23 protein-coding genes and 1 riboswitch are annotated in these 22,702 nt (G+C 37.8%); of the genes, 15 read left to right on the forward strand and 8 right to left on the reverse strand.

What is annotated here, in order from left to right; all coding sequences use genetic code 11:
• Positions 1 to 12 precede the first annotated feature (12 nt).
• From Q5794_RS01580 to Q5794_RS01610, 7 genes are all read left to right on the forward strand, one after another.
• Positions 13 to 534: a M15 family metallopeptidase gene (locus Q5794_RS01580; protein ID WP_374988608.1), complete on the forward strand. Its 522-nt coding sequence runs from the start codon at positions 13 to 15 to the stop codon at positions 532 to 534.
• Between the two features lie 477 nt (positions 535 to 1,011).
• Entirely contained in the window at positions 1,012 to 1,740 is a 729-nt protein-coding gene (locus tag Q5794_RS01585) for an amino acid ABC transporter ATP-binding protein (protein ID WP_013055072.1), read from the forward strand.
• A gap of 21 nt (positions 1,741 to 1,761) precedes the next feature.
• Complete coding sequence (locus Q5794_RS01590; RefSeq protein WP_374988609.1) at positions 1,762 to 2,577, forward strand: transporter substrate-binding domain-containing protein; 816 nt, start codon at positions 1,762 to 1,764, stop codon at positions 2,575 to 2,577.
• A gap of 74 nt (positions 2,578 to 2,651) precedes the next feature.
• Entirely contained in the window at positions 2,652 to 3,290 is a 639-nt protein-coding gene (locus Q5794_RS01595; protein ID WP_374988610.1) for an amino acid ABC transporter permease, read from the forward strand.
• Positions 3,291 to 3,304: 14 nt separating this feature from the next.
• Complete coding sequence (locus Q5794_RS01600; protein ID WP_192997810.1) at positions 3,305 to 3,955, forward strand: amino acid ABC transporter permease; 651 nt, start codon at positions 3,305 to 3,307, stop codon at positions 3,953 to 3,955.
• 223 nt (positions 3,956 to 4,178) lie between these two features.
• A complete protein-coding gene (locus Q5794_RS01605; protein ID WP_374988611.1) occupies positions 4,179 to 5,534 on the forward strand; it encodes an amino acid permease in 1,356 nt (451 codons plus the stop codon).
• Positions 5,535 to 5,662: 128 nt separating this feature from the next.
• Positions 5,663 to 6,940: a DUF445 domain-containing protein gene (locus Q5794_RS01610; RefSeq protein WP_374988612.1), complete on the forward strand. Its 1,278-nt coding sequence runs from the start codon at positions 5,663 to 5,665 to the stop codon at positions 6,938 to 6,940.
• A gap of 38 nt (positions 6,941 to 6,978) precedes the next feature.
• Here Q5794_RS01610 and Q5794_RS01615 read toward each other — a convergent pair whose 3' ends face one another.
• The 6 genes from Q5794_RS01615 to Q5794_RS01640 form a co-directional block, all read right to left on the reverse strand.
• The gene (locus Q5794_RS01615; protein ID WP_374988613.1) at positions 6,979 to 7,518 is read right to left on the reverse strand and encodes a PepSY domain-containing protein; all 540 of its coding nucleotides are present in this window, start codon (positions 7,516 to 7,518) and stop codon (positions 6,979 to 6,981) included.
• Positions 7,519 to 7,652: 134 nt separating this feature from the next.
• Positions 7,653 to 8,228 (reverse strand): PepSY domain-containing protein, encoded by a 576-nt coding sequence (locus Q5794_RS01620; RefSeq protein ID WP_374988614.1) that lies wholly within the window; start codon positions 8,226 to 8,228, stop codon positions 7,653 to 7,655.
• Positions 8,229 to 8,300: 72 nt separating this feature from the next.
• Positions 8,301 to 9,647 carry a HAMP domain-containing sensor histidine kinase gene (locus Q5794_RS01625; RefSeq protein WP_164796894.1) on the reverse strand — a complete coding sequence of 449 codons (1,347 nt, stop codon included), beginning with the start codon at positions 9,645 to 9,647 and terminating at the stop codon, positions 8,301 to 8,303.
• A gap of 3 nt (positions 9,648 to 9,650) precedes the next feature.
• The gene (locus Q5794_RS01630) at positions 9,651 to 10,382 is read right to left on the reverse strand and encodes a response regulator transcription factor (protein ID WP_374988615.1); all 732 of its coding nucleotides are present in this window, start codon (positions 10,380 to 10,382) and stop codon (positions 9,651 to 9,653) included.
• Positions 10,383 to 10,424: 42 nt separating this feature from the next.
• Positions 10,425 to 12,020, reverse strand: coding sequence for a sensor histidine kinase (locus Q5794_RS01635; protein ID WP_374988616.1), 1,596 nt, complete (start codon positions 12,018 to 12,020; stop codon positions 10,425 to 10,427).
• 155 nt (positions 12,021 to 12,175) lie between these two features.
• Positions 12,176 to 12,901, reverse strand: a complete 726-nt coding sequence (locus tag Q5794_RS01640; RefSeq protein ID WP_057245292.1) for a response regulator transcription factor — start codon at positions 12,899 to 12,901, stop codon at positions 12,176 to 12,178.
• 170 nt (positions 12,902 to 13,071) lie between these two features.
• On the opposite strand from Q5794_RS01640, the gene Q5794_RS01645 reads away from it, so the two are divergent.
• The 5 genes from Q5794_RS01645 to Q5794_RS01665 all read left to right on the forward strand — a co-directional run bounded on the left by Q5794_RS01645 (position 13,072) and on the right by Q5794_RS01665 (position 17,252).
• Entirely contained in the window at positions 13,072 to 14,286 is a 1,215-nt protein-coding gene (locus Q5794_RS01645; RefSeq protein ID WP_374988617.1) for a DUF418 domain-containing protein, read from the forward strand.
• A gap of 36 nt (positions 14,287 to 14,322) precedes the next feature.
• Positions 14,323 to 15,006, forward strand: a complete 684-nt coding sequence (locus Q5794_RS01650) for an ABC transporter permease (protein WP_214987516.1) — start codon at positions 14,323 to 14,325, stop codon at positions 15,004 to 15,006.
• A gap of 1 nt (position 15,007) precedes the next feature.
• Positions 15,008 to 15,940, forward strand: a complete 933-nt coding sequence (locus Q5794_RS01655; RefSeq protein WP_214987515.1) for an ABC transporter ATP-binding protein — start codon at positions 15,008 to 15,010, stop codon at positions 15,938 to 15,940.
• 146 nt (positions 15,941 to 16,086) lie between these two features.
• Positions 16,087 to 16,680: an undecaprenyl-diphosphatase gene (locus Q5794_RS01660; RefSeq protein WP_374988618.1), complete on the forward strand. Its 594-nt coding sequence runs from the start codon at positions 16,087 to 16,089 to the stop codon at positions 16,678 to 16,680.
• A gap of 152 nt (positions 16,681 to 16,832) precedes the next feature.
• Positions 16,833 to 17,252 carry an organic hydroperoxide resistance protein gene (locus Q5794_RS01665; RefSeq protein WP_013055083.1) on the forward strand — a complete coding sequence of 140 codons (420 nt, stop codon included), beginning with the start codon at positions 16,833 to 16,835 and terminating at the stop codon, positions 17,250 to 17,252.
• 71 nt (positions 17,253 to 17,323) lie between these two features.
• On the opposite strand, the gene Q5794_RS01670 is transcribed toward Q5794_RS01665, so the two are convergent.
• Positions 17,324 to 18,480 (reverse strand): IS3 family transposase gene (locus Q5794_RS01670; RefSeq protein WP_374988241.1). Its coding sequence is split into 2 segments (ribosomal slippage): positions 17,324 to 18,210 and positions 18,210 to 18,480, totalling 1,158 coding nucleotides; the frame shifts between segments, so codons are not numbered across the junction.
• 172 nt (positions 18,481 to 18,652) lie between these two features.
• A riboswitch (cobalamin riboswitch) is annotated at positions 18,653 to 18,836 on the forward strand.
• A gap of 133 nt (positions 18,837 to 18,969) precedes the next feature.
• Here Q5794_RS01670 and Q5794_RS01675 point away from each other — a divergent pair.
• Both Q5794_RS01675 and Q5794_RS01680 read left to right on the forward strand, forming a co-directional pair.
• Positions 18,970 to 19,767 carry a sodium:proton antiporter gene (locus Q5794_RS01675; RefSeq protein ID WP_214986995.1) on the forward strand — a complete coding sequence of 266 codons (798 nt, stop codon included), beginning with the start codon at positions 18,970 to 18,972 and terminating at the stop codon, positions 19,765 to 19,767.
• A 229-nt stretch (positions 19,768 to 19,996) separates the two neighbouring features.
• Positions 19,997 to 21,160: a M20 family metallopeptidase gene (locus Q5794_RS01680; RefSeq protein ID WP_192997820.1), complete on the forward strand. Its 1,164-nt coding sequence runs from the start codon at positions 19,997 to 19,999 to the stop codon at positions 21,158 to 21,160.
• A gap of 70 nt (positions 21,161 to 21,230) precedes the next feature.
• Here Q5794_RS01680 and Q5794_RS01685 read toward each other — a convergent pair whose 3' ends face one another.
• Positions 21,231 to 21,653, reverse strand: a complete 423-nt coding sequence (locus Q5794_RS01685; RefSeq protein ID WP_192997821.1) for a DoxX family protein — start codon at positions 21,651 to 21,653, stop codon at positions 21,231 to 21,233.
• A 305-nt stretch (positions 21,654 to 21,958) separates the two neighbouring features.
• Here Q5794_RS01685 and Q5794_RS01690 point away from each other — a divergent pair, with 305 nt between their 5' ends.
• Positions 21,959 to 22,483 (forward strand): type 1 glutamine amidotransferase domain-containing protein, encoded by a 525-nt coding sequence (locus tag Q5794_RS01690; protein WP_129705818.1) that lies wholly within the window; start codon positions 21,959 to 21,961, stop codon positions 22,481 to 22,483.
• Positions 22,484 to 22,702 lie beyond the last annotated feature (219 nt).

Genomic DNA, 22,702 nt, shown 5'->3' on the forward strand with positions numbered 1-22,702 from the left:
GACTTTATATAGATGAACGTTCTTAAAAAATTGGTAATAGCTTTGATAGTTACGATAGCGGTAAGCCTGGTATTTTTGTTTCGCGATGAGTTAAAGCCAGGTCCAACGCTAGAAGATTTTTCAGGAGCAACTGAGTTGCATCCTGTCGTAGAAGAAAAGAAAAATAAACTTGTTCAACAAGCAAGTGACCAAGGAATCTCGATTGTCATTACGGAAGGTTTTCGTTCAAAAGAAGAACAAGATAAGCTTTATGCAAAAGGCAGGACGGAAGAAGGCAATATTGTTACCTATTCAAAGGGCGGCCAGTCTTATCATAACTATGGACTAGCTATTGATTTTGCTATTCAGTTAAAAGACGGACGAGTTATTTGGGACATGGAATATGACGGTAATAATAACAATCAGTCTGATTGGATGGAGGTTGTAGATATCGCAAAAAATTTAGGATTCGAATGGGGAGGAGATTGGCAAGGGTTTAAAGACTATCCGCATTTTCAAATGAGTCCGGAAAATATAAAAAACCACACACGCTAATAAAGCGTGTGTTTTTTTAGAGGGATAATACAATTTCACTATATCTATGTCAGAACCTCTAACGCGAATAGAAGCTTGTAATTTCTTTTTTTATTAATTTACCGTTAAGGGAATTATATATATTAATATAATAAAAATATAGACGGATAATTAGAAAGAGGGGTGATTAGAGAGAAATGCCCCCTAAAAATGAAAGACAATTCGTATAAAGATATGCGTTAACTAATATAATCTATTGATTAAGCTTATACAAGTACCTTCAGCCTAGCGAACGTATGCTTACATATCAGCAAATGCCAACAAAGCCTTTTATTTTTCTAGCATATTTTATTTGAAGATAGTTCATTTTGATTACAAAAAAGAGATAATTTGTCAACTGTTGACTTTGCTTTAAGGGTAAGAATATAATTTTTAACATATTTTAAATATTTTAAAAATTTAAATATTTATTGTTGTTCGCAAATTAGGAGGGGGAAAATGATTGTTTTTGACGGAGTAAATAAATATTACGGTGATTTTCACGTATTAAAAGATATCAATTTAACAATTGAAAAAGGTGAAGTTGTCGTCGTAATTGGACCTTCGGGTTCAGGTAAAAGCACGATGTTGCGATGCATAAATTATTTAGAAACAATATCTAACGGACAGTTAACGGTAAATAATATATTGGTCGCGGATAAAAAAACAAATATTAATAAACTGCGTCGCAATATAGGTATGGTGTTTCAGCATTTTTATTTATATCCGCATAAAACGGTTTTAGAAAATATCACTTTAGCACCTATGAAAGTATTGGGACAGTCGTCAGAAGAAGCTAAGAAGACAGCCCTATACTATTTAGATAAAGTCGGAATTGGTGAAAAAGCTAACGCCTACCCGTCCCAGCTGTCAGGCGGCCAGCAGCAGCGTGTAGCTATTGCGAGGGGACTCGCGATGAAGCCAGAAATTATGCTTTTTGATGAGCCTACCTCTGCTCTTGATCCAGAAATGATTGGAGAAGTGCTGGATGTCATGAAAACATTGGCTAAAGAAGGAATGACCATGGTAGTTGTAACTCATGAAATGGGGTTTGCAAAAGAAGTAGCGGACCGCATTGTATTTATGGATCAAGGAAAAATCTTAGAAGAGGCAACTCCGGCTGAGTTTTACGAAAACCCGCAAGAAGAAAGGGCACGTTTATTTCTTAGCCGTATTTTAAATCATTAATTGTTTAATAGGGGGAGTAATATGAAGAAATCAAAAACGTTTTTAAAGGCAGCTGTGCTTTCATTAGCAGCGGCTATGATGTTAGCGGCTTGTGGAGGGAAAAGTGAAGAAACGAGTGGGTCATCAGCTAAAAAAGATGCGCTCACTGAAATCAAAGACCGAGGGAAAATCGTAATCGGAGTTAAAAATGATACGCGTTTGTTTGGCTTAAAGAATCCAAAGACGGGTGAAGTAGAAGGTTTTGATGTTGATATTTCTAAGCAGCTGGCTAAAGAGATTTTAGGCGATGAAAACAAGGTAGAATTTAAAGAAGTTACGTCCAAAACAAGGGTTCCTCTTCTTCAAAAAGGAGATATTGATGCTGTTGTTGCAACAATGACTATTACAGATGAACGTAAAAAAGAAGTAGACTTTACGGATGTATATTTCCAAGCTGGACAGTCTCTGCTCGTGAAAAAAGTCAGTAAAATTAAAAGCGTTAATGATTTGAAGAAAGGTACTAAAGTGTTGGCTGTTAAAGGATCAACTTCAGCTATTAATATTCGCGAAAAAGCACCAGAGACAACGGTATTAGAGTTTGAAAACTATGCAGAAGCATTTACAGCTTTAAAATCTAAGCAAGGAGATGCTTTAACAACTGATGATGCTATTCTTTATGGAATGGCTGATGAAGATCCTTCTTATGAATTGGTAGGAAAGCCGTTCACAGAAGAGCCTTATGGCATTGCTGTGAAAAAAGGAAACAAAGAGCTGGTAGATGCATTAAACGATGCGCTTAAAAAGATAAAAGACTCTGGAAAATATGATGAAATTCACGACAAGTGGATCAAACAATAAGCGTACAGTTTTCTTTTCTCAGGATGAGCAGCATTATGCTCATCCTGCTTGTTTAGTTGAAAGGAGGAAGAAAATTGTTGGATTTTTCAATTCTGACGAACAATGTGGATCTTTATTTAGAAGGTTTTAAGTACACCATTATCGCCAGTCTGATCGCTTTAGTGGCCAGTTTTGTACTTGGTATAATCATTGCGGTAATGCGAATAGCCCCTCTCAAAATAGTAAATGTAATTGGTACGGTCTATGTAGAGTTCATTCGAAATATTCCACTTGTGGTTATCGTCTTTTTTATTTTTATCGTGGCAGGAATCAGCGGTACAGCAGCCGGAGTGCTGGGACTAACTATTTATACGGCAGCTTTTATCGCCGAAGCTATACGAGCAGGAATTATGGCAGTTCCAAAAGGGCAGCTTGAAGCGGCACGTTCATCCGGCCTTACGTACGGTCAGGCGATGCGATTCATTATATTGCCTCAAGCCATTAAAATCGTCATTCCTCCTCTTGGGAATCAATTTATTAATTTAGTAAAAAACTCATCCGTGTTAGGGATTGTTGCTGGTTTTGATTTAATGTATCAGGCGGATCTTGTTTCCTCTCAAACTTACGTAGTGTTTGATGTGTATATTTTTGTGGCTCTGTTCTATTTAGTTCTAACCATTCCGTTGAGCATAGGAGTTGGTTATCTTGAGAAACGTCTTGGTAAAACAAGCTGAAAGGAGTGAAAGTGATGGATTTTATGGGTGCTTATTCTCCTGATCACCTTTCCTTCTTAATGGAAGGATTTTGGGTCACTTTAAAAGTAGCATTCATTTCGATTGTGCTAAGTTTTCTTATTGGAAGTATAGTAGGTATTTTAAGGTATGCCCGCATTCCAGTTCTGTCTCGTGTACTCGCTTTTATCGTAGAAATTATCCGGAATTTGCCGCTGCTTTTAATTATCTTTTTTACATACTTTGCTTTACCTGAAATCGGAATTGATATGGAAATTACGTCAGCAGCGATTGTGGCCCTCACTGTATTTGAATCTGCTATGATTTCAGAGATTATCCGAAGCGGATTAAAATCAATTGAAAAAGGACAAATCGAAGCGGCGCGTTCATCAGGTTTAAACTATTATCAAACGCTTCGTTTCGTTGTGCTGCCCCAAGCTTTGCGGAGAATGGTACCTCCTTTAGTTAGTCAATTTATTTCCTTATTAAAAGATACGTCGCTTGCAGTAGTGATCGCACTTCCTGATTTGCTGCATAACGCTCAAATCATTTACGGACAGAAACAAAGTTATGTGGTCCCAATGTTTTTGATCATCGCGATGATGTATTTTATTGTAAACTATGCTTTATCCATCATTGCAAGAAGACTAGAAGTCAAAAGGGTGTAGATACTCTTTTGACTTTATTTTTGGAAAATAAATAACATTGACAATGTATTAATTCAACGCATAAAATGACTAAAGTAACAGTGGTAAAATCAGATCATTTTCATTCATCATAGAGAAGAAAAACAGTGTTGGTTCACCCCCTACTGAATATCCGGTAGGGGTTTTTGCGCAAGAAGTGATTTGGTTAAACTAACACGTAAAATGAACAGAAGGGACGGGCATCATGGAAAAACAAGATCAAAATTTAAAAAAAGGTCTGTTGCCTCGTCATGTGCAGCTCATTGCGCTTGCCGGTATGATTGGGACAGGCATTTTTAAAGGTAGTGCTGATACGCTAGGTATTGCAGGACCAAGTGTTGTACTGGCGTATTTACTTGGCGGTCTTATCTTATTTATTGTAATGACAGCATTGGCGGAGATGGCAATTGTCTATCCGAATATGAACGTACAAAATTTAGTGCATAAGGCATTCGGTACGCAAACCTCTTTTATTGTAGGGTGGCTGTACTGGGTGAACTGGATTGTCGTGACAGTTGTTGAACTGCTTGCGGGAGGAAGCTTTTTGAAGTTTTGGTTCCCTTCTGTACCTCTTTGGCTCTTAAGCTTTCTCTGTGCAGTGCTGATTGTAGGGATGAATTTATTTCAAGTGAAGTATTACGGAGAAATTGAGTTTTGGTTTGCCGGTATTAAAGTAATTGCTCTTACTGCTTTTATCATTTTGGGAGCTTTCATTTTATTCGGTGTGATTCCAAGTGATGTGCAAAACCCCTGGGCAAATTATACGGCTCATGGAGGCTTTTTCCCTCACGGCATGAGCGGTGTGCTGAGTGCCTTTTTAATTGTGATGTTCTCTTACGGCGGAGCTGAATTAATTGGTGTGGCCGTAACGGAAACAAAAGATGTGAAAAACGTGTTACCGAAAGTGATCAAAGGCACAGTATGGCGAGTGATTGGCTTTTATATTTTGCCTATTTTAATTATTTGCGGCCTTATGCCCTGGAATTCTGTATCAGGACAAGACAGTCCATTTGTGCAAGTGTTTAGTATCACCGGACTGCCGGGTGCGGCTCATATTATGAACTTCGTTTTATTAACGGCCGTTTTATCAGCAGCGAATTCAGGGATGTATGCAACTTCGCGTACGCTCTATGCTATGGCTCAAAGCGGAGAAGCATCTAAGCGCTTCTTGAAAGTTTCAAAAAACGGTATTCCGATTAATGGTTTAATGATTACGGCTGTTTGTATTTTAATGGGTGTGTTTTTAGCTTATAAAACACCGGATAATGTAATTAGTTATTTAATGACCATTCCGGGCTTCACGATTATTCTTATTTGGGTAAGCATTTGTTTAGCTCAATTAAAGCTGCGTAAAGGGTATAAAGAAAAGCCGTTTTTCGCATTAAAGTGGTTTCCTTATACAACGCTCTTTGCAACAGCAGCACTGCTTGTTATTTTTGTATCATTTATGTTTAATAAAAACAATGTGATTGGATCCAGCGTATGTGCGGTTATCTTGGTCGTACTCCTCATTTTTTCATTTATTAATAAAAGTCGAAAAGAAAAAAAGTTTGAAGTATAGCAAAAAGGCAATATACTAGAAAGACGAGGGTAAAAGCTTGTCTTTCTTTTTTTTGCGGAAATTTCTGTATCACGTTACATATTTCTAGATGAAATGTTTAGTTAAATAAATAAAGGATGAGGACTACAATGGAATCAAATAATGTATTTACAACAAACCCAAAGAAGAAATCAAAGCACTTAGCCGTGATTTCTTTGGCGATTATGGGAGTGGGCTTCGTTGCCACTATGCCTTTTGGTGATTCAATTTGGGGTCGGTTGCTTCAAGGTGGGTTCGAAGCTGGATTAGTCGGCGGATTAGCGGATTGGTTTGCCGTTACGGCTCTTTTTCGTCACCCTTTAGGCATTCCTATTCCACACACTGCGCTGCTTCCTAAAAACAGACAGAGTATTACAAGAGGGCTAGTCTCAACGCTTGAAAACGACTGGCTGTCAAAAGAAAGTATTCAAGAAAAAGTAAAAAGAATTGCGTTTACAAAGCGTTTGCTTCCGATTGTTCGAAAAGGTGTTCATTCGGAAACAATTCAACAAAAAGGAACAGCACTGCTTGTTGATGCGATTAATCGTGTGGATACAGAGAAAGTCGTTCCTATTATTGAAAAAGAGCTCAAGTCATCGCTTTCAGCAATAGAGTTAAAGCCTATTGTGCATTCGATTGTTGGAGAAGTGGTAAAAAATCAGTATGATGAAAAAGCGCTTGATGTTCTTTTAAATAAAGGAGAGAGCTGGATTAAAAAAGAAGAAACGCAGTATCAGCTCGGAAGTATTGCTAAAAATGCGCTTGATAATATTGAGCTTGATGGTATTTTACAATTTGCTCTCAAATCATTTCAAAGCATGATTAATGAAGAGAAGCTAGGGTCTATTTTGCAAAATTTATTGCTTTCTATTACAGGGCGTCTTCGTAACGAAGATGATGAATACCGCCTTACTTTGGTAAATGGAATTAGAAAAGAGCTGCAAGGCTTGGAGCAGAATGAAGAACTTCTTGAAAAATTAGAAGCATGGAAACAAAAAACGATTAATGAATTAAATGTAACGAATAAATTAACAGAAATCGTCGATAAAATGAAAGCGAAAGTGACAGCATTCATTGAAAGCCCTGAATTTATGAAAAGCTACGCCGTTCCTTACGTAGAGAGCTGGCTGAATGCTCTTGAAGAGGATGCACAGCGTCAAGAAGCAATTGATACGGCTATTCAAAAGCAAATCATGAGCTTTGTAGACGAGAATCATTCGAAAATTGGACAGCTTGTTCAAGAAAACTTAGATAAATTAGATGATGAAACACTTGTGGATATGATGGAAAACAATGTCGGAAAAGATTTGCAGTGGATTCGAGTGAACGGAGCTCTATGCGGATTCTTGATTGGTATTGTATTAACGGTTATTAAATTAGCGGTATAAAAAAAGAAGCACGCTCCTTTTGGAGTGTGCTTTTTCTATTAATCATCTATTTCTACACTGATCACACCGCCGTTTTTGGCATCTACTGAAACAGTTGCTTCACGTTTATCGGCTGTGTCAATTTCAATTTCATATACTAAACGGTTGTTTTCTTGGTCTAGATCCGTTTCATTGACGGTTCCTTTAGCACTCTTTAAAGCTGTTTTTATCGCTTGATCTAATGAAATAGCAGGGGAAACGTTTTGAAGTTCCTCTTCTTTCTCATCTTCATCGTCTTTTTGCTCTTCATCAAATTCAATGATTTTACCGCTGCTGCTGTCAATTTCTACATCGTATTCTTTATTACCTTTTGTGATGTCTACTTCATATTGTTTAACGCCGTCATCTACGGCTAATTGGATATTTGTAATGTCGCCGCCATCTGTTTTTTGAAGGGCAATGTCTTTTGCCTTTGCTTCTTCAATCGTTGTGGTTTGTTTCTTATCATTGCTTTTGGACTGGTCTTTCATTGCATACGCGCTTACACCTAATCCACCGACTAGTACTACACTGGCTAAAACGGTTGTAATAACTTTCATATGTTATGGCCTCCTCGATTTGTTGTTAAGACTATCTTAGCCAATGAACTTTAAAGGAAAAGAAGAAGAAGTTTAAAATTTTCTTAGAAATAAATAAAAATGGATAAGAAAAAGCACAGCTTTCCGCTGTACTTTTAATCATCGTCATTTTCATAGGTGATGGAATCTACATGTCCGGAGTAAGCATTTATCATCACTTTAGCTTCTCTTGTTTTAGACTGATCAATTTCGACTTCGTAGAAGGTTTGGCCTTCTTCCTCTTCTATTTCAACTGAAGAAAACGTTCCTTTTACTTTTTGTAAAGCAATGTCTCTTGCTTGTTCCATTGAAATGAGAGGCTCGTCGGATGTAGGAGAAACTGGTGGTTGCTCGCTCTTTTTTTGCTCTTCTTCTGTATTATTTTTAGTTTGAGTAGACGTTTGTTTCTCTACTTTTTGTTTGATTAATGACTGGACTTCTCCATTTTCTCCATTTACTGTGATGTGGTATGGAATATCATCTTTAAGCAAAGTGATTCGATAAATCGGTTCATCATCTTTTTGAGAAAAGCTTGCATTTTCAATAGTGCCGCCATATTTTTGCTGAATCATACTACTGACGTCAGATTCGGATAAAATTGTATCAGGCCGATTCACTGCTTTTGCTATTCCGTAAAAGCAAGCTGAACCAACAGCAAGAAAAACAAGTATAAAAAGCACCGTTTTCTTCATACATTCACCTCCAGTATCTTAAAAAGTAGTATAGCAGGCAATTCTTAAAAATCTCTAAGAAAAGGCGAGAAATCAAAGAGGAAAGGAAACCGTTACTGATGTCCCTTTTCCTTCTTGGCTGTTAATCTCAATACGCCCGCTATGAGCTTCTACAATCTTTCGAGCAATGGATAATCCAAGTCCAGAACCACCGGTTTCTCGATTTCGTGCTTTATCTACGCGAAAAAAGCGTTCATACACGTTTGATAAGTCTTCTTTTGGAATACCAATTCCTTGATCTGTGACCGTAATCATAAAGCTTTCGCTTCTTGTTATGGTTACCTCTACCGCTTTTTCACTATATTTAATGGCATTATCTAAGAGGATGTACAGCAGCTGCTTTAAGCGTTTTTCATCGGCTGTTAAGACGGGATGATCCGTTTTTATATTTAAATAAATGGTTCGTTCAAAGGCTTGTTCTAGATGCTTGATTGTTTGGTTACAGACGGCCGCCACATCTACGTGTTCCATATGAAGCTCCCACTGCGACTCATCTTTCGCAAGCACAAGCATTTGAGACGTAAGCTGTTTCATGCGTAACGACTCAGAGTGAATAGCTTCGATGGCTTCTTCTAAAATATCCGGCCGCTTCATTCCCCAGCGTTTTAGCATATTGGCATAGCTTTCTACAACGGTAAGGGGTGTTTTTAATTCATGAGAAGCATCGGATACGAACTGCTCTTGTTTTTTATAGTTTTCCTCTAATAAATCCATCATATTATTGAAGGTGTTGGCCATTTGATCTAACTCATCTTTAGAAGGAGAAGAGAGGTCAATTTTTTTGAATGTGCGAGACACTTGAATTTCTTCCATAGTATGAATAAGAGATTTGATAGGCCGCAAAATAATTTTACTTAAAAGCCGTCCAGCAAATATAGTTGGAATTAATATAACAAGAGAGGCAATGAGCAAGATAAATTTTAATGTCTGCAGAGATTGTTCCACATCTGCCAGTTGTTCCGTGACTTCTAAAGAAACAACTTCACCGTTCGTCCAAATGACAGGGGTGTGTGAAATCGCGTATAGATGGCCGTCATCTTCTTTGATGCTTGTTTGTTCATTTGAATAATAGGAATAAGGTAAGTCCTGAAGCTCTTTCGTTTGATCCGTAACGGATACAACTAAAGGACTGCCGGATTTAGGTAAAATACGAATCATCCCGTTAGGAGGCAAATAGGCACGAAGCAAATTGGCTTGTTTAACCGTCGCACTCGTTTGCTTTAGCCCATTTGTTACATTGCTTGTTTCTGCTTGCAAACGTTCAATTGCGTTGTCTTCCATGGTCTTCTTGAAAATGAAGTAAATCGAACTGTTTGCAATTACTAGTAAAATAAAAAGCAGTGCAGTTGATGTAAGAATAATCTTTGTTTGTAGTTTCATAAGCTACTCCTTCAGCATGTAGCCAACGCCGCGCACTGTTTGAATGTAAGGAGTTGAAAATGGTGCATCAATCTTTTTGCGCAGATAACGAATGTATACGTATACAATATTGGTGTCTCCGTAGTAATCGAATCCCCACACGTTTGTAAGAAGCTGTTCAAAGCTCAGCACTTGATTGTTGTTTTGAAGCATATAGACAAGCAAATCATATTCTTTAGGAGTCAGCTCAATAGCTTCATTTTCACGCGTGACTTCTCGCGTTTTTTCGTTAACAACTAAAGTTCCTAGCTGCAGAGTATCCGCTTCTTTTTCAGCAGGCGATGCTGATGCAGGATGGCGAAGCCATACGCGAATGCGTGCAAAAAGCTCTTCAATTTGAAAAGGCTTTGTAATGTAGTCGTTCGCTCCTAAATCTAGTCCGCTTACCTTATCAGGAAGGGCGTCTCGAGCTGTTAATAAGATAACGGGCGTTTGATCATCATTTGCTCGAATGCGACGAAGTACTTCGAGTCCGCTCAGTTCAGGAAGCATCACATCTAAAAGCAGCAAATCCCAATCGTGTTCTTGAAACTCTGCCAATCCTTCTGTTCCAGTGTAAGCCATGCCCGTTTCGTACCCTTCATGTTCAAGCTCGAGCTGAATTAAACGAGCAATTTTGCGCTCATCTTCTACAATTAAAATTCTGCCTTTACTCAACAAAAATTCCCCCTTGTGTCTATGTATAGTTGCGTACATTATAGCACGGAGAGATTGGAGGTGTATAAAAACAGCCGGAGGTTAGTCCGGCTGCTCATTGGTTGAAAGAGGAATATGCAAGATAATGGCAGTACCTTCGTGAAGAGTAGATCTTACTTCGATATGGCCTTTATGAAGTTCACAAATAGCTTTTGCGATGCTCATGCCAAGTCCAGCACCTTCTGTTTTTTCGGTTGTATTTGTGCCGCGGTAATAGCGGTCAAATAAATTTTTCTGCGTTTCTTCATCCATTCCAATTCCATCATCTTGAATCGTAATCAAGACGCGGTCACTTTTTATCGCGGTCGAAATCGTAATGGGAGTGTTCTTAGGGTTATGTTTAATAGCATTAAAAATTAAATTATCAACCATTCGTTCAAACCAGCGCGGGTCAGCTTGAATAAAAGGTTGAAGGTGAACGGGTACATAAGAGAATTGAACATTTTTAATGGTTCGATCGTTAACGAATTTTAAAACAATATGCTGAAGCAATTGATGAACGTCCACTTTTTTTGTTTCTAAAACAACCACGTTATTTTTAAGCTTAAAGGCCAGTGAAAAATCTTCCACAAGCTCCACCATGTATTCACTTTTGTCACGCAGCGTTTGGCCAATTTCTTTTAGCTCATCTTCGTTCCAATTGTAATGGCCGCTTTCCAGCATGTGCCCATATCCTTGAATCGTCGAAAGGGGTGTTCGCAAATCATGTGATATTCCAGTCATCCATTCTTCGCGAGTGGTTTCTAACTGCTTTCGTTCTTTTTCAGCTAAGCTAAGCTGCTCTGCCATCTCATAAAAGGCGTTTATGACTTCTGAATACAAACGATATTGAAAACGTACTTTTCCATTTTTCCGAAAGACGCGCTTCCGTTCTTTTTCTGTTAGCACTTCTGAATAGTTTCCGCTTCCCATGCGCCCGAGCCAGCTGGTGAAGAGAAGTAAGGGGCCACCGTAGCGAAAAGCGTTCCAGATTGAAATAGATATAGTTGCTAAAAGAACTGAAGCAGTAACAATAACTGCGCCCATTACTAGTTTTTTAATAATTGAGTAGTCAGAAATAGTTTGATGTTTGTTAGGGGTATGGAAAATCCATGAATAATTTTTCTTTGAATCATGAAAAATTGTAGCTGTAGATTCATATTTATCTTTTTCAATTTTTCGGGAAATAATGTCTAAAGGCTCATAATGCTGTTTTGTTTTGGGCATTCGAAAGGTAGAGACAACTTTACCTTGGTTGTTAATAACTTGCAGAGAAGCATCCTTACTTAATAACTGTTTTTCCAATTGAGGTACTTTTTCCGTTATTGGAAGGCCACCTTGGCTGTAATTTTTATATAAATCGTATAATTGGTCTTTTAATTCATTTTTATAGCCTAGTATGTAGTATGTGGGTTGTACAAGAAACGTGTCCAGTTCTGTGACGATATGATAGTCTCGAAATTTTTTCTGTTTTTCAATATCGAGAAGTTGATTAATTGTATAATGTTTAGGGATATTCTTAGGAGTATTGACTTCTCCAATTACATCTCCTTTTTTGTTTACTACTTGATACCATAAGTTTTCACTTTTAATTTCTTTCGTTAAATCTTTTGGTATAGTAGCTTTTCCATTTTCAATAACTGTATCAGTTGTTAACATGCTTAGAGATCCTGTAGGAAAGTCTCTTCTTATATCTTGATTCGTAAGATATACAGCTATAAATATAAAACAACAAAAAATAACACAGCAAATGCAAATAGAAGTCATAATGAACTGAAACGAAAAATGAAAGGTCAACCTTCTTTTAATTGATTTCATAGCGCTTTGCCGTTCACTAATTTATATCCAAGTCCGCGCACCGTAACTAAATGCTTTGGACTGCTAGGATTATCTTCAATTCGTTCTCGAATTCTTCGAATATGTACGGTTACTGTATTGTCGTCTACAAACTGATTATATCCCCAGACGGCTTCAAGCAGCTGTGATTTAGAAAGAACAATATTCATATTTTTACAAAAGTGAAGAAGCAATAAAAACACTTGTGCGGGGCAAGAAACCGTTTGACCGTCCACAATGAGTTCTCCTGCCGATTCATCTACAGTAAAACGATCAAACTCATAGCGATTTGACGATTGTGGTTCCGTTCTTATAGAAGTTCCTTCAGTCAGCGCTTGCTTTCTGCGCAGTCGTGCTTTAATTCGTGCTGCAATTTCTAAAGGATTAAACGGCTTAGTTACGTAGTCGTCTCCTCCCATGGCGAAACCCGTTAGTACATCCAAGTCGGATACTTTGGCTGTTATGAATAAAATATACGCGTTTGAGAGCTCACGAATTTTAGGACAGATATCAAATCCGCTTTGATCGGGAAGCATTACGTCCAACAAAATAATATCAATTGTTTGATTATGTAAAACATCCAGCGCTTCTTGAGCGGTGTGAGCTTTATAAATTTGGTTGAATCCTTCTTTTTTTAATACTGTCTCCAGCATTTTGACGATGGCAATTTCATCATCAACTAGCAATATAGACGCATCTTCCAACATAAATCACCTCTGTTTCATTTCATACGTATTCGATTTTAGCATAAGAACATTACAAAAAGATTAACAAAATTGGAAAATGTTAAGGAAAAGATAATCTCCCGGTTATTTTCTTGAAAACTTCATTTCATATACTAAATGCACAGACACATAGTAAAGGAGTTAAAAGGATGAGTAATGATTTTAGGCGGGTTAAAGTAATTGATAGTATGAGAGGATTCAGCTTGTTTGGTATTTTACTAGCGAATATGCTGATTTTTCAATATGGCATTTACGGAAAGGATATGATTCATCTCTTCTCGCTATCACCAAGTGATTCAGCAGCCTATGTCTTTTTAAAAGTCGCGGTAGAAGAAAGTTTTATGCCGATTTTCACCTTTTTATTTGGCTATTCAATGGTAAAGATGAAAGAAAGCTTAGAAAGAAGGCAGCTAGGCGTGAAAAGGCATTTCTTTCGCCGTTTTCTTCTGCTTCTAGGGTTGGGCCTACTGCATGGAGTGTTTTTATGGGAAGGAGATATTCTTACGTTTTACGGAATGATGGGAGTATTTTTACTACTTTTCTTTTTAAATCGTAAAGCCAAAACACTATTGGTGTGGGCATCGATTTTGCTGATTCTTACGGGAGCAGCTGGTTATGGTTCATTAAACGATAATATGTATCTTCTTAGCGATAAACAAACGCTTACGACATATGTAAAAGATACGATTCACGTGTATGGAAGTGGAACTTATGAACAAATTAAAGACCACCGCAACAATGTTGATCCGATGAATATGGCAGGATATAAATTTGCTTTTGCCTTCTTGTTTACGCCATTTATAATGGGGGCTTTGTTTTTATTTGGTATGTATGCAGGAAAGGAAAAGTGGTTTTACGACGTTTCAGCTAATCAAAAACAGTATGGCCGTTGGGCGGCCGCTCTGATTCCGCTTGGCTTGCTGTTAAAAGGAACTATGTACCTGTGGCCGGATGCTAATTGGGCTGGTTCTACACATATGTTAGGGGGAAGTCTTCTATCTCTTGGTTATATTGCAGGCTTTGCTTGGCTATATGCGAAATGTGAAAAGTCATTTTTGATGAAGGCTTTTGAAAGCGTAGGAATAATATCACTTAGCAATTATTTAATGCAAACGGTTATATGCACGACGATTTTTTATGGCTATGGCTTAGGCTATTTCGGAAAGCTTGACACGATTTCAGGAATTTTTGTCTGCATCGGTATTTACGGAATTCAGCTTATCGGCAGTTATATGTACGTGCAAAAATTTAAAACTGGACCGGTGGAAAAGCTGCTGCGCATATGGACAAATTTTTCTTGGAGTGAAAAGCCAAAAGAGAAAAAAGCTTTACCGACAGAAGTAAATCATCCTTTTGTTGGATGATAGCGGTCAAACTTATGTAAAAAGGAGATTTTTAAAATGTGGGCCATTAGTATAAAAGAGTTTCAAAGCTTATTTAAAAGTATTAAATCAATTATCGTTATTTTAATCGTATGCGGTGCTTCCTATGGAATCGCCCATATAGTTAGTCAACTTGGAGGTCAACTGACGAGTGCACAGATTCGAGATGGAGCCAACGGGGGAATTTTGGTGATGCTTCTCGGGTTCGGACCTTTGTTTATCTCAAGTCTTTCTCATAATGTTATTAATCAAGAAATTAAAACAAGAACAGCAAGGTTTTTAGTTACCAAAACATCAAGAGAGCGCATTGTACTAGGGAAATTCTTAGGGATTTGTTGTTTCTGGCTTGTTTGTATCTCTATTTCATTTCTACTGATTGCGTTTATTTCGCATCATTTTTCTTTTTATATATTTTTAGAGTGCCTACTATTCACCGTTTGTATCATTTCATTTGTTTTAATGCTTTCAGCCTTAATGCCAAACCCAACTCATACTATGTTTTTATCGATTATTTTATCGTTTGTTCTACCGGTACTGAGTGGATGGAGCATATTTTCATCAAAAGCGTACATTGCATGGTTTAAGTATGTGACACCCTACTACTATTTAAAGTTGGAGAAAGGCTATCTAACAGTTCTTCTTATTTTTGCAGCACTTTGTTTATGTACGGCACTTTGGAGTTTTAAAAGGAGAGAAGTATAATATGTATGCTATTGAAACAAGTGAATTAACTAAAAAATATGGATCTACAATAGTTGTTAACGGTATTAATTTACAGGTACCACAAGGAGAAATTTACGGATTTTTAGGGAGAAACGGAGCAGGAAAGTCTACCTTTATTAATATGCTTACCGGCGTTTCATTTCCTTCAGCGGGAGAATTTACGCTGCTGGGACAGAGTGATATTGATTTAGAGCTTCAGAAGAAAATAGGTGTGCTTCCTGACTATGCTAACTTTTATGATGAGATGACAGCGCTCAATCATTTGCGCTATTTTTTAAAGATAAACGGCCATCGTTTTTCGAAAGAACACTGTAGTAATGTACTGAAGAAAGTAGGATTAGAAGGACATGACCATCAGAAAGTTGGAAAGTTTTCATTTGGAATGAAAAAGAAGTTAGGAATTGCTCAAGCAATTGTAACAGACCCAGATCTTATCTTTTTAGATGAACCAACTTCTGGAGTAGATATTGAATCTGCTCTTCGCATTCATGAATTAATAAGAGAACTTCAAAATCAAGGCAAGACGATTTTTATGACGTCTCATAATTTAAATGAAGTCGAGAAGATTTGTACACGTGTAGCAATTATGAAAAATGGGGTCATTTTAATAGAAGGTACAATGGAAGAGCTGCGCTTTCAATATCAAGCGAAAAAAACGGTGATGATCAAACATGATCCTTATCCAAACAGTCACAAAGAATACATTCAACAGTTTTTCCGTACGTTGAGTCCCGAAGTTGAATACCATCACATGTACACAAAAGTGATGCTTCAAAAAGAAAGAAATATTCCTCTTATTATTCGCGAATTGATTCAATGCGGCATCGACATTTATCAAGTTCACGTCGAAGAACCTTCTTTAGAAGAAATCTTTTTGCAAAAAAATATTGTGGATCACTCACAGGTGAGTTAATGGGCGAAAGATCGTTGGTTTACTACTCAGCCTGAATACATTATTTATAAATACCAGTTAGGAAGCTTCTGACAAAAACATGTTCATTTTCTCAAGAAACTGATAAGATAGCTAATGACATTTAAAAATAAGAAAGGATTTCGATTATGTTATCAGCTATTAATTCAGTAGATTATACCATTTTCCACGCGGTGAATCAGTATGCCTCACACGTAAAGCCTCTAGATTCGCTGATGGTATTCTTTGCAGATTATGCCCAGTATGTACTTATCGTTTTACTCGGCTTGTTTTTACTTATTAATAAAAACGGCAGCCGTGTTGTAGCATTTCAAGCTTTATGTGCTTGTGCCACAGGAGTCATTATCAATAAAGTGATTAGTTTATTTGCTTATCGAGATCGTCCGTTTATCTCTCACCACGTGAATCAACTTATTGATCACGCCGCAAATTCTTCATTTCCAAGCGATCATGCTACATCTGCATTAGTTATCACTTTTACCATTTGGCTGCATTTCAAACGTTCAGGGCGCATGTGGGTTGTCATGGGCATACTCATTGCCTTTTCACGCGTATGGGTTGGCGTTCATTATCCATTCGATGTGTTAACAGGAGCCGTTTTAGGCTGCGTGCTGGCGCTGTTTATTCATTATGTTATTTTTAATACGAAACTGATGAGGGCTATTACCAACTTGTCTATTTTTCGAAAATCAGCTTATGACGAACAGTCTCAATATTATTAAGAAAAAGTCGCAAATACGCGGCTTTTTTTATTGGGGAATTTTTAATGTATTTAATACTTGTTTTTTAAAATTTGATTGTGTACAATTAAATTACAGAAACGAGAAATAAAAAACCTTTAATAAAATTAACGAAAAAGAGGAGAGGTTTATACATGAAAGCTTTATATGAAACAACAGTCGTTAACACAGGTGGAAGAACAGGAGAAGTTCACTCTTTAGATAACATCTTTAACTTAGACGTTGCAACACCTCCAGCGCTTGGTGGAGAAGCAACAACAGCAACAAACCCAGAGCAACTATTTGCAGCTGGATACAGTGCTTGTTTCAACAGCGCGTTAGAATTTATGTTGAAAAAACATAACGTAGAAATCAAAAGCAGTGAAGTAAAAGCTACTGTTCAGCTGCTTCCTGATAAAGCTGATCAAGGAGTGAAAATTGGAGTAGCGCTTGAAGCTCATATCGAAGGCTTAGATTTAGAAACAGCTAAAAAATACGTAGACCTAGCTCATTCATACTGCCCGTATTCAAAAGCGATCAGCGGCAACGTAGACGTAACGGTAGAAGTAGTTTAATTGCTTTAAAAAGCCCTGCTAAGCATGTAAGGGACTGCACCCTGTTTGTGAGACAGGAATCAAAGCACCTTTTAAACAACCATTTGCCGGTATTGTACTGGTGACTGGTTGTTTAGTTTCGTTTGAATACGGGCATTGTTGTAATAGGTAATATAGTTTTCGACGATTTGTTCGACGATGGTGGTCGTCGTATATGTTAACTCGTCGAGGTAGAACGTTTCAGACTTTAGCGAGGAATGAAACGATTCAATGGAGGCATTATCTGCGGGTGTCCCTTTACGGGACATACTCATAGTAATGCCTCTTTCTTTGATTTTTTGTTGATAGAGATGCGATGTGTACACAGAGCCTTGGTCACTATGCAACGTACATCCTTTAGGTAAAGAAGGAAGTTGGCTTAACGTATCTAAGACAAATTCTACGTTTTGATAATCACCAATCGAATACGCAATGATTTCCCCATTAAATAAATCTTGAATACTTGAAAGATACAACTGTTTAGGTCCAAAAGGCAAGTAGGTTATATCAGTTACTAATTTCTGAAGAGGACGATCAGCTTGAAACTCACGATTTAATACATTCTCTGCAACCTGATAAGGTTGCCCTGTTTGCTTTCGTTTTTTTCGTTTTACGCGACATTGCCAACCGTATTTCTGCATGACACGTTGTACAAATTTATGGTTAATCTTCATCGTTCGATTGAGTAATGCTGTAATTTTTCGATAGCCATATCGGAACTTGTGTTTACGACACTGCTTACCAATCTGTTGTTCCATCCATTTCTTTTTCTTTGTCCGTTCTGATTGTTCCTGTTGCCTCCAGCGATAATAAGTCGATCGAGGGATATCAAGGTACTGACAGATTTGATAGACTGGTATCTTATCTTTTAACTCTTCCACTACGTTCACTACGATTTCTGGGACCACTTCCTCTCCAATTCCTTGTACTTTTTTAAGACCTCAATCTGTTGTGTTAAATACCGGTTTTCTGCTTTCAATTTGGATATTTCGTCTTTAAAGCCAGGTCCCTTTCCATATGAATATTGCTTGCCTACAGGCTGTTCAAATCGATGCATTTCTCCATTTTTATACCATCTCATCCACCTTTTTAATTGGGTGTAACTGCGAATATTTAATTGGGAAAGCACTTCTTTGACAGGTACACCAGCTAATCTCATCTCAATAGCTTTTATCTTTACCTCTGCTGGATAACTAACTCTTGTCCCCATAGAAAAAACACCTCCAAGTGATTGTTAGGTAGTATATACCCGTTTTTTAACTTAAAGGTGTTTTTTATTTGTCTCACTATAGGGGGTCAGTCCCTAAAGCTTAGCAGGGCTTTTTTATTTGAATTTTCTCTATTCATTTGTAGGCAGTACTAGTATAATGAGGAAGAAAATGAATCATTCGCACAGTTTAGGTGCTCTTACATAGCGTAAGAGGTAACAGGGAATCGAGTGCAAGTCTCGAGCGGTCCAGCCACTGTAAGCAGGGAGTTTTCTATCATATCGTCACTCAAAATGGGGAAGGCGGTAGAAAATGATGATCTCAAGCCAGGAGACCTACCTATTCTGTACACTTGACTCTTCTAGGAAAGAGGCGGTGTATCAAGGTACGCAGTGAGCAATTGCTGTTTATTTTCATATGCCGACACATCCTCAATTTCTATAGAATTGAGGCTTTTTTACATTTTATTTTAAAAAAAAGGAGTGTAGGAAATGGAAGGTTTATCAGTTTTTTTACTTGTCTTTTTATTAGGAATCAGGCATGGATTGGATGCAGATCACTTAGCTTTTATTGACGGCCAGACTCGATATAATTGGCGAATGGGGAGCCGTTTTGCCCCGTGGGTCGGAACGCTGTTTTCACTAGGTCATGGAGGAATGGTGGCCGTCACGGCTGGGGTGCTGGGCGTGGTGATGAAGAATTTTACGTTTCCATCATATTTCGATAATTTTGCATCTTGGGTATCCATTATCTCTCTCTTTCTGATTGGGACACTAAACACATATCATTTGCTTCGAACCAAAAATAAAGAGGAAGAGTTTCAGCTGAGCGGGTTAAAAGGGAAGTTTATTCCGAAAATCGCAAAAGGAACAACTAATCCTTTTTTAATTATTCTTGTGGGAGCATTGTTCGCTTTAGCAGCCGAAACGGTCAGTCAAACGGCCGTGTGGTCTCTAGCTGTAGGGAACGCAGGCAAGTATACGCCGTTTTTGTTAGGACTAGTGTTTATGTTTGGTATGATGCTTACAGATACAATCGATTCGATGATTGTACATAAAATGGTGAATGAATCGAGTAAATTTGGACAATCTGCTTCCCGCTTGATGGGCTGGGTTATTGTTGTCCTCGCGTATGGTGTGTCATTCTATTTAGCATTCACTTTCTTTAACCCATGGGCCGAAGTAAACTTTGAAATGGTTGGCATTATTCTGTTTATTTTTTTAGTGTCTATGTTTGTTTTTGTGAGTGTGAAGTCAAAAGGGAAAAATATTAAAATAAATGTCAATTAGTCAAACGAAAGCTTTAATCTGTTGAAGATTGAAGCTTTTTTGTATAAATTTGTTGAAGTTTATGGCTATTTTCGGGCGGTTATGAATAAGTTAAAGTATTATCTGTATTTAAAGGATGGAAAATTGTCTGAAAACCATTATAATTAAGGATAATTTAAGGTCGTTATGTGAAACGTAGAACATAGTTATACGTGCGATAAATAAAAGCATTTAATGCAAGCAGCAGGGGTTGTTTGGAGGAGGAATTGATTTGAGTCAGGTAATGGTAGAACAAAGCGTGTTTAGTTATTTAAAAGAACACGAACAAGAGATGCTTGAAGATTTAGTTGGATTTGTGAAAAAAGAATCACCGTCCTACAGTAAAGAGTTAGTAGATCAGTGTGGAATGTATTTAACGCAGCTGTTTCAAAAGCGTTTAGGGGTAGGATACGAAATCATAGAAGAAAAAGAAGTAGGAAACCACTTGAAATTTACGATTGGAGAAGGAGAAAAGCAGCTTTTAATCATCGGTCACTTTGACACGGTATGGGAAAAGGGAAGGCTGAGTCTAAGAACAGAGGGAAACAAGCTGTACGGTCCGGGAATTTTAGACATGAAAGGCGGCATTGTACAATCTATATGGGCGATTAAAGCGATTCAAGAGCTTGGCTTATCGCTCGATAAAAAAATTGTGTTTTTCTGCAATTCGGATGAAGAGATTGGGTCAATTTCTTCTAAAAAATATATAGAAGAAGAAGCACAAAGAAGTGAAGCAGTGCTAGTAGCGGAACCGGCGGTGGCGGGTTCAGGTGCGTTAAAAACGTCGCGCAAAGGAGCGGGAATTTTCACCGTAAAAGTATGGGGACGAGCAGCACACGCGGGTAATCACCACAAAGAAGGAATCAATGCTATTGAAGAGCTGGCGCGCCAAGTGATTTTCTTGCAGGGCTTAACAGATTATGAAAAAGGTACAACGGTGAACGTTGGGACATTTACGGGAGGCAGCGGTACAAATGTAGTGCCGGAATATGCAGAAGCGCACGTGGATTTACGTGTTTCTACAGCAGAAGAAGCAAAACGTATGACGGATATTATTTTGAATTTAACACCCATTTTAAAAGGGATTAAGCTCGAAGTAACGGGAGGCATGAATCGTCCTCCGATGGTCAAGTCTAAACAAACGGAAGAGTTATTTGAATGCGCTCAGTCAATCGCGGCCAAACTGGGTATGAAATTAGAAGAAGCAGCTGTTGGAGGCGGAAGTGATGGCAATTTTACAGCAGCCATTGGCGTTCCCACGTTGGATGGGTTAGGAGCATGCGGAAAAGGAATACATGCGGAATATGAACATATTCAAATTGATACATTATCCGAGCGTTCTTCTTTATTTGCGAATTTGCTGCTGCAAATATAAAAAAAAGCCCGCCTCAAACGGCGGGGACGAATTTGAAAGCTTATATTGGGAGAGTATAAGCGTTCTTTTTTTATTTACTGCTTTCTTCTTGAAGAGAAAAGGCAGTTTCTTTCTTTTTGAATACCACTCCATCAAGAGCAAGGAACTGGCTCCCTGCAAGGAATAGGTGAGCAGACATGGCAATTAAGGCAATATCAAACTCAAACCCGCCAACAAATCCGCTTTTAAGCTTGGCTGTAAAAATAGCGCCAAGCATAACTGCCACAAATAAAGCAGCTACGACTCTTGTTGCTAGACCAAGAATAATAATAACCCCACCTACAAGTTCAATGGTTGCAACAATATATGCCATGAAACCAGGGATTCCTAAGCTATCGAAGAACCCTACTGTATTTTCAATCCCGCCTTGCCATTTTTGAAAGCCGTGTACTAAAAATGTAAAACCTAATACTAAACGAATAATAAGTGAACCAATTTCGACGTTTTTATTCACTTTACTTCCTCCTTTAAATGTATTTGAAAAACACTACGTTATGTAGTGTAAAAGCCCAAAAAAATAAATTTAGCAATTAAATCAGAAAGTTTTTTTGATTTGGATAATTTTACAACATTATGAACATCACACTACACATTGTAGTGTGATGTTTGTCCCCAGTCAAGTAAAAATATAAAATTAGACCATTTGGCATACAAAAATTTTCTGAAGGGCACTTGAAAAATCCTTTAATTATGTACAAGTTAGTACCTTATTTTCAATCTTATTCACCAACATGCTATACTGATGGCGGAGGTGTTATGATGCGCTTAGAAAATAAAAGAGTTATTGCGCTTGTTAGTGCAGACTTTGAAGATCTAGAACTATGGTATCCAGTGATGCGTCTTCGAGAAGAAGGAGCAGAAGTACATTTAGTTGGAGAAAAAGCAAACGAAACGTACATGGGGAAATACGGTGTTCCAGCTCTATCGGACTACGCGTTTAAAGATGTTGATCCAGCTGAATATGACGCTATTTTAGTACCTGGAGGCTGGGCGCCGGATAAACTGCGCCGCTACCCTGAAGTAATTGAAATGGTTCGTCATATGGATGAACAGCAAAAGCCAATCGGCCAAATCTGCCATGCAGGATGGGTATTAATCTCTGCAAAAATCTTAGATGGCCGAAACGTAACAAGTACGCCAGGAATCAAAGATGATATGGAAAATGCGGGAGCTATTTGGCATGATGAAGCAGTCGTAATCGACGGCCACATCATTTCAAGCCGCCGTCCGCCAGACCTTCCTCCTTATGCAAAAGCATTTGCTGATGTACTAGCAGAGCAATAAGAAAAAAGCCGAAACCACATTGGTTTTGGCTTTTTTATAAGATCCGCTAAAAAAAGAAATGATAAAGTAAATAAAAAATAATTATTAAAAAAGCGAGCAGATGCATCTGCTCGCTTTTGTTCGTGTTTCTTATCAGTAACTTGCTTTTTGCAAGTGTAAAAACAAAATGATTACTTTCTTTATAAAATCCATGATTACGGTTTTTGTATGTTTCGTTGT

The sequence above is a fragment of the Priestia megaterium genome (genome assembly GCF_041941685.1).
In the GTDB taxonomy this organism is placed as follows: domain Bacteria; phylum Bacillota; class Bacilli; order Bacillales; family Bacillaceae_H; genus Priestia; species Priestia megaterium_C.

Coding starts and splice junctions, on each gene's coding strand:
- Q5794_RS01580 (WP_374988608.1), top strand. CDS start 13: ATGAACGTTCTTAAAAAATTGGTAATAGCTTTGATAGTTACGATAGCG.
- Q5794_RS01585 (WP_013055072.1), top strand. CDS start 1,012: ATGATTGTTTTTGACGGAGTAAATAAATATTACGGTGATTTTCACGTA.
- Q5794_RS01590 (WP_374988609.1), top strand. CDS start 1,762: ATGAAGAAATCAAAAACGTTTTTAAAGGCAGCTGTGCTTTCATTAGCA.
- Q5794_RS01600 (WP_192997810.1), top strand. CDS start 3,305: ATGGATTTTATGGGTGCTTATTCTCCTGATCACCTTTCCTTCTTAATG.
- Q5794_RS01605 (WP_374988611.1), top strand. CDS start 4,179: ATGGAAAAACAAGATCAAAATTTAAAAAAAGGTCTGTTGCCTCGTCAT.
- Q5794_RS01610 (WP_374988612.1), top strand. CDS start 5,663: ATGGAATCAAATAATGTATTTACAACAAACCCAAAGAAGAAATCAAAG.
- Q5794_RS01615 (WP_374988613.1), bottom strand. CDS start 7,518: ATGAAAGTTATTACAACCGTTTTAGCCAGTGTAGTACTAGTCGGTGGA.
- Q5794_RS01620 (WP_374988614.1), bottom strand. CDS start 8,228: ATGAAGAAAACGGTGCTTTTTATACTTGTTTTTCTTGCTGTTGGTTCA.
- Q5794_RS01625 (WP_164796894.1), bottom strand. CDS start 9,647: ATGAAACTACAAACAAAGATTATTCTTACATCAACTGCACTGCTTTTT.
- Q5794_RS01630 (WP_374988615.1), bottom strand. CDS start 10,382: ATGTACGCAACTATACATAGACACAAGGGGGAATTTTTGTTGAGTAAA.
- Q5794_RS01635 (WP_374988616.1), bottom strand. CDS start 12,020: ATGTTAACAACTGATACAGTTATTGAAAATGGAAAAGCTACTATACCA.
- Q5794_RS01645 (WP_374988617.1), top strand. CDS start 13,072: ATGAGTAATGATTTTAGGCGGGTTAAAGTAATTGATAGTATGAGAGGA.
- Q5794_RS01650 (WP_214987516.1), top strand. CDS start 14,323: ATGTGGGCCATTAGTATAAAAGAGTTTCAAAGCTTATTTAAAAGTATT.
- Q5794_RS01655 (WP_214987515.1), top strand. CDS start 15,008: ATGTATGCTATTGAAACAAGTGAATTAACTAAAAAATATGGATCTACA.
- Q5794_RS01660 (WP_374988618.1), top strand. CDS start 16,087: ATGTTATCAGCTATTAATTCAGTAGATTATACCATTTTCCACGCGGTG.
- Q5794_RS01665 (WP_013055083.1), top strand. CDS start 16,833: ATGAAAGCTTTATATGAAACAACAGTCGTTAACACAGGTGGAAGAACA.
- Q5794_RS01675 (WP_214986995.1), top strand. CDS start 18,970: ATGGAAGGTTTATCAGTTTTTTTACTTGTCTTTTTATTAGGAATCAGG.
- Q5794_RS01690 (WP_129705818.1), top strand. CDS start 21,959: ATGCGCTTAGAAAATAAAAGAGTTATTGCGCTTGTTAGTGCAGACTTT.